This is a genomic window from Streptomyces alkaliterrae, from assembly GCF_007097205.2.
Lineage (GTDB): Bacteria > Actinomycetota > Actinomycetes > Streptomycetales > Streptomycetaceae > Streptomyces > Streptomyces alkaliterrae.
Window position 1 is genome coordinate 1 of the sequence record NZ_VJYK02000327.1, and the last position, 5,907, is coordinate 5,907.

The following is a 5,907-nucleotide window of genomic DNA, read 5'->3' on the forward strand; positions in this document are numbered from 1 at the left end:
CACTGCGCCACCCCCGACGACGCCGTCCGCGCCGCCACCGCCCTCGACGCGATGCTCCACTCCGCCCGAACCGGCACCTGGGCCACCCCGGAGTGCCCCGAGTGAACCGGCCCCCACCGACGAGCGGTTGTGATGCCAGGAGTACGTTCAGGGCACCGCTCGTCGGAAGGGGCACGCGCGTACGCGAATCCGGCCGGCCCGCCATGGCCGACACACCAGCTCTTCCAGCCCACCCCGCCGCCGCCCCGAACAGACTGGAACAAGCGGGTCGCCGAGCATATCGGCGCGATGCACGTCAGCGGCGGACTGCTGTTGCTGACCTTCCTCATACCGCCGGTGTGGCTGCTGGACGCCGTCGGTGCCGTATCGCCGGACAACCCGTCGGCGGACTGGCCGTCCTTCCTTCTGCCCCTGGTGCTGCTGTTTTCGATCGCCGTCTTCCACGCGCTGGTGCAGATCCCGGCGGGGCTGGTGGGCTCCTGGCTGATGGCCAGGCGGTCGGCACTGACAGGCTATCTGGGCGCGCTGATGCTGGCCGCGATTCTCGCTGTTCCGACGCTCGTCTTCGTGATGGGTACGGGCACCGGCAGAGACGCGCTCATCATGTGGGCGGACTACACCGGACGTTGCACGCTGAGCCTCACCGTCTACCTCTGGTTCATCCGAGCCCGCGAGCGACGCCGCGCAGAAATCGGTGCATCGCGACGTGTGTTGCTCTACCGCCCAGCCGCAGGGCGCTACTACCGCGACCACATGTTCCCGACAAGGCCGCGCAGGTGGCAGTGACGCCACCAGCAGCGCCCCGGCTTCGCCGGGAGTAGTCGGCGTGGTCCCGTCGACTCGGGGGCGCTACGCGTATACCAGACCGCGTGCCGGGGGTACCGTCGTTCGTGCGACCGGCAAGTCGACGGAGGTCATCACAGCATGCCCTGTACCTCGTTCGGAGACCGCCTTCGGGAAGCGCGTAAGCGCGCCGGCCTCACCCAGAGGGAACTCGCCGCGGCGGCACGTGTATCCCTGTCCCTGGTGGCCAAACTCGAGCAGGGCGCCCAGCCGGATACCCGGTTGGAGACTGCACGTCAACTTGCCGCCGCGCTCGGGATCTCGACTTCGTCACTGCTCGCGGCCGAACGTCAACCCGCCCAGACGACCGACCCGAGCGCGCCGTGGTCACCAGTGCGGGCCGCGATCCTCCACAGCGCGGACAACGCCGTGGAGGACGAGCCCCCCACTCTCGCGGGTGTTTCCGGTGCGCTGAACGCGGTCGCCCGAAGGCTCGTCGCGGAGGATCTGGCCGCCGCCGCACACGCCCTCCCCCGACTGCTGCGCGACGCCGCCGTGCTCGGCGGCCCGATGCAGGCGAGCGTGCTGATGCTCACGGGTCGGCTGATGATCCAGACTCGGCAGTACGACGCCGCGGAAGCCGCCCTCGACCGCGCGGAGCGGGCCGGATGGGTGCAGGGCCCGATGGAAGCCGCCGACCTGGTGGAGAGCCGGTGCTGGCTCCTGCTGCGTCGCGGGCGGCTGGGAGACGCCCGCGCGCTCGCGACGCGCTGGGTCGACGAACTGGAGCCTCGCATGTCGCGCGCCACGGCCGACGATCTGAGGTCGTGGGGTGTGGTGCTGGGAAGGGTTGCCGCCGCCGCGTCCCGTGACGCCCGGCAGGACGAGGCCGAGCACGCCCTGCGCATGGCGAGTGCGGCCGGCGCACTCCTGACGGCGGAGGCGCCGCAGGGCGGCGGGTCGCAGACGTCCGGCCGAGCCAGGACGTGGAGTCCGCTGACGGTGAAGATGCAGCGCGTCGAAGTCGCCGTGGTCAGTGGCCGACCGGACGTGGCTCTGGAAGTGGCCCGCGAGGTGAACGGCCAACGGCTCGCGCCGACGTTCGGCCACCGCAATCGGCACCTGCTGGACGTGGCCGACGCGCAGGTCCGGACTCGGCGATACGGGGAGGCGATGGAGACACTGCTCGATGTGCACCGGGCGGCACCGCAGTGGCTGCCGCAGCAGCAGTACGCGCGGGACATCCTGGACAAGATGGTGCGGCGACGCCGGCGGCTGACCCCGCAGATGCGGGAGATGGCCAGGGTGATCGCGCTTCCTCTGTGACGCTCACTGATACTTCGTCAAAGAGGCGCCCGAAACGGCCATTGAGGCCTGGCTCACAGACTCCTAGCGTTTGTGGAGACGGTCCGTACACGTCTCACTACAGGAGTCAGGAACATGCCCGACACGGCGCCTCGGCGTACCCCGCAGCAGAGAGCCCGGCGCGTGGCGCTCGCCGACGCGGCGCGCGGCGTCCTCACCGACCCCTACCAGTCGTGGTCGTGCCGCATCCGCGCGCACGACGACTGCACGGATGGCGAGTGGCGGCCGTCGCCGTGTGAGGGCGTGCACTACGACGTGTGCGCGTGCGACTGCCACGGCCGCCACGGCGACGGGGCGGCCCGGTGATCGCGTACCACTGCCACTTCTGCCAACGCGCGGAGCCGACCGTCCGGACGGTGCGGGCGATCGAGCAGGGCTCCGGGCCGGGTGGCGCGCAGCGCGCGTGCACCGGGTGCGTGTCGTTGGGCGAGGGCGAGTTCGACCGACCGGCGGGCCCGGCGGCGCCCCCGCTCGCCGCTCCGGCGCGGGAGGTCGGCCGGTGAGGCGCCGACTCCTTGTCGCCCGAAGTGGCTGGCCGGGTGGCGCCCGCTCGGACCACCGTGGCGTGCTGGACGGGGACGCCTCGCGCCTCGTCCGCCCGTACGTGACGGCGGGTCTGCCCGAAGGGCGGTGGGTGTCGTTGTCCGGTACCGGCCGGGGGCCGTGGGTGCTCGCGCCGGAGGCGATCCGGTGAACGCGGCACCCGAGCCGTGCGGGCGGCGCCGACCGCGCTGGTTGGAGACGCCGCCGCTGGTCGCGAGCCGGTTACCGTGTGCGCTCCCCGCCGGGCACGACGGCCCGCACGAGGACGCGATCGGACAGCAGTGGGTATGGCTGCCGCCGGAACTGGTCGACGCGGTAGCGGTGCTGTGCACCGTAGACCGCGTCCGCCAGGCGTTCGCCACCGCCGACACGCCCGCCGAGGAGGCCGAACGGTGAGCCGCCGCCTTCGACGGCGAGTCGAGGAATCCCTGGCCGTCCAGATCGTCTACTGCGTGATCATCGCAGGCCTGCTGCTGTTCATCCTTCTCGGCACACTTCCGTGAAGACGGTCACTGACCGGCGGCAGAGCCATCAGACTCCTGACGGTCCGTCCGCACCAGCACATGCGTCGGGCGATCGGGCCTGGCCTCGTCGGGCCCTCGCCCCGCAAGAAAGGAACCCGCGATGCGCCCGACTCGCTTCCAGGACTTCGCCCTCGACCTCGCCAAGAACTCGCCGGACTGCGGCCAGGCCCGGACACTGGCGGACACCGGCGTCACGAAGTACCCGTACGGCCTGTCGGCAACAGCTTCCGGCCGCGAGATCCAGTGGCAGTTCATCGCCCAGTCCCGGGACGGCGACAAGTTCACCGAACCGGAGACGATCACCAAGGCGGAGCAGCCGATCAGCCTGGAGGCCGTTCCGGACGGCGGACTGCCGGAGGAGCGGTGGTTCGCCGAGCTGCTTGCCCGGTCCGGATCGGAAGAGATCACCGCCTTCGAGCTGTGGTCACCCAGGCCGAACAACCGGAAGGGGCACGACGGCGTCACGGTCTTCTTCGCCGACTCGGCGAGGATCTACGCCCGGGTGATCGACTGAGCCAGGGCCGGAGGGCGGGCGTCGTGAGGGAGGCGTCCTGGCCTTCCGCCGCTGTAGGAGGGAGGCCAGGACGGCACAGTTCGGGTACCAGCACCACGATGCCCTGCCGGCCCAGCGGAGGGGCGATTCTCGCCCCCGGCGGGGCGCGTCAGCGGTAGAGGGGTGGGCGGTCTACGAGGTCTACGGGGACTCGGCGGGCTTCCTGTTGGGCGGCGACGGCGGCCTCGCAGATGGCGGCTGCGGCGTAGCCGTCCCAGACGCTGGGGCCGAGCGTTTCGCCGCGTGCCGTGGCGTCGATCCAGGCCTGGACCTGGCGGTCGTAGGCGTCCTCGAAGCGGGTGACGAAGTCCTGGTCGATGGTGCCGCCCCAGCGGCCGGCGGTGTGGGTGACCAGGTCGACGCCCTCGCCGATCCGCGCGGTGCCGCGTTCGCAGACGGCCTCCGCCCGTACCTGGTAGCCGAAGCCGCAGTTGAGATTGACCTCCACGTCGACGAGCACGCCGCCGTCGGTCTCGAAGACGAGGAACTGCGGGTCGTCGAGCCCGTCCGGCGCCGAGGAGGACGCGCGGGGGCGGAGGACGGTGACGGCGGTGATCTCCTGGTCCAGCAGCCAGCGGGCGACATCCATCTCGTGGACGGCGGAGTCGTTGACGATCATCTCGTTGGTGAAGCCGGGCGGGGTGGAGACGTTGCGGTGCTGGTTGTGCAGCATGAGTGGGCGGCCCAGGTCGCCGCTGTCCAGCAGCGCCTTCAGGCGCTGGTACTCGGCGTCGTAGCGGCGCATGAAGCCGACCTGTACGCGGCGGTGGCCGAGTCGCTGTTCGGCTTCCATCACGCGGAGGGCGGAGGCGGCGTCCGGGGTGAGCGGCTTCTCGCAGAGGACCGGCAGGTCGTGTTCGAACGCGGCGAGGAGGGCGGCCTCGTGGGCGGGTCCGGGGGAGGCGATCAGTACGGCGTCGACACCGTCGGCGGCCATGGCCTGTGCGGCGTCGGTGAACGCCGCGCAGCCCTCGACGCCGTCGGCGATCCGCTTGGCGCGGTCGGCGTCGACGTCGACGACGGCGGCGACCCGGGCGCCGCTGGTCACCCGGTCGAGGCGGCGGACGTGGTCGGCTCCCATGCGGCCGGTGCCGACGACGGCGACGCCGATGGTGGGGCGCTGGGTCATGGTCGGTGGTCGTCCTTCCGGATTGCGGATGATGTCGGGGAGGGGGTGGGGTGCGGGCCGGCGCCGTCAGGCGCCGCAGCGCCGCCCGGCGCCGCCCGGCGCCAGTGGCGCCTCAGGCGCCGCAGGAGCGGAGGAAGCGGCGGGTGCGGACGGCGATCGGGAGCGGCTGGTCAGGAGGACACGGATACATGTCCTGCTCGACGATGGCAAACAGGTCGACGCCGAGTTTCTGCGCCTCGGCCAGCACCGGTTCCAGCGCGGGCACGCCGCCCGGCGGTTCGCACATCACGCCGCGCGCGACGGCGGGTCCGAACGGCACGCCGTTTTTCACGACGTCGGCGAGGATGTCCGGGTCGACCTGCTTGAGGTGCAGGTAGCCGAGGCGTTCGCCGTAGGTGCGGATGAGTCGGACGCTGTCGCCGCCGCAGTAGGCGTAGTGGCCGGTGTCCAGGCAGAGGCTGACGAGGTCGGGGTCGGTGCCGTCGAGGAAGCGTTCGACGTTGGGCTCGGTGTCGATGTGGGTGTCGGCGTGCGGGTGGACGACGATCTCCAGGCCGTAGTGGTCGCGCACCTCGCGGCCGAGGCGTTCCATGCCGGTGGTGAGGTGGGACCACTGTTCGGCGGTGAGTTCGGCGGGTTCGATGATCTCGGCGGTCTTGTCGTCGCGCCAGAAGGAGGGGATGACGACGAGGTGGCGGGCGCCGGTGGCGCGGGTGAGTTCGGCGACCTGGCTGACGTGCTCCCAGGTGGCGTCCCATACGGCGGGTCCCCGGTGGAGGGAGGTGAAGACCGTGCCGGCGGACACCTTCAGTCCGCGTCGGCCGACCTCGTCGTGGAGGCGGGCGGGGTCGGTGGGGAGGTAGCCGTAGGGGCCGAGTTCGATCCACTCGTAGCCGGCGTGGGCGACCTCGTCGAGGAAGCGTTGCCAGGGCACCTGCTGGGGGTCGTCGGGGAACCAGACGCCCCAGGAGTCGGGGGCGGAGCCGATCCGGATGCGGTCGAGTGGTGGG

At 71.5% G+C, this 5,907-nt stretch carries 8 protein-coding genes; 6 read left to right on the plus strand and 2 right to left on the minus strand.

Annotated features, from left to right (window positions below; translation table 11 throughout):
- The first annotated feature begins 288 nt into the window (after positions 1 to 288).
- The 6 genes from FNX44_RS22745 to FNX44_RS22770 all read left to right on the plus strand — a co-directional run bounded on the left by FNX44_RS22745 (position 289) and on the right by FNX44_RS22770 (position 3,729).
- A complete protein-coding gene (locus FNX44_RS22745) occupies positions 289 to 786 on the plus strand; it encodes a hypothetical protein (RefSeq protein WP_143650657.1) in 498 nt (165 codons plus the stop codon).
- A 138-nt stretch (positions 787 to 924) separates the two neighbouring features.
- Positions 925 to 2,109, plus strand: a complete 1,185-nt coding sequence (locus FNX44_RS22750; protein WP_143650658.1) for a helix-turn-helix domain-containing protein — start codon at positions 925 to 927, stop codon at positions 2,107 to 2,109.
- Positions 2,110 to 2,223: 114 nt separating this feature from the next.
- On the plus strand, positions 2,224 to 2,454 hold the full coding sequence (locus FNX44_RS22755) for a hypothetical protein (protein ID WP_143650659.1): 231 nt from the start codon (positions 2,224 to 2,226) through the stop codon (positions 2,452 to 2,454).
- Positions 2,451 to 2,651, plus strand: a complete 201-nt coding sequence (locus FNX44_RS22760) for a hypothetical protein (protein ID WP_143650660.1) — start codon at positions 2,451 to 2,453, stop codon at positions 2,649 to 2,651. Before FNX44_RS22755 ends, FNX44_RS22760 begins: the two co-directional genes overlap by 4 nt.
- A 187-nt stretch (positions 2,652 to 2,838) precedes the next feature.
- On the plus strand, positions 2,839 to 3,087 hold the full coding sequence (locus FNX44_RS22765) for a hypothetical protein (protein ID WP_143650661.1): 249 nt from the start codon (positions 2,839 to 2,841) through the stop codon (positions 3,085 to 3,087).
- Positions 3,088 to 3,315: 228 nt separating this feature from the next.
- Complete coding sequence (locus tag FNX44_RS22770; protein WP_143650662.1) at positions 3,316 to 3,729, plus strand: hypothetical protein; 414 nt, start codon at positions 3,316 to 3,318, stop codon at positions 3,727 to 3,729.
- Positions 3,730 to 3,877: 148 nt separating this feature from the next.
- Here FNX44_RS22770 and FNX44_RS22775 read toward each other — a convergent pair whose 3' ends face one another.
- Positions 3,878 to 4,897 (minus strand): Gfo/Idh/MocA family protein, encoded by a 1,020-nt coding sequence (locus tag FNX44_RS22775; protein WP_143650663.1) that lies wholly within the window; start codon positions 4,895 to 4,897, stop codon positions 3,878 to 3,880.
- 112 nt (positions 4,898 to 5,009) lie between these two features.
- On the minus strand, positions 5,010 to 5,907 hold an 898-nt coding region (locus FNX44_RS22780), incomplete at its 5' end, for a sugar phosphate isomerase/epimerase family protein (RefSeq protein WP_153507634.1).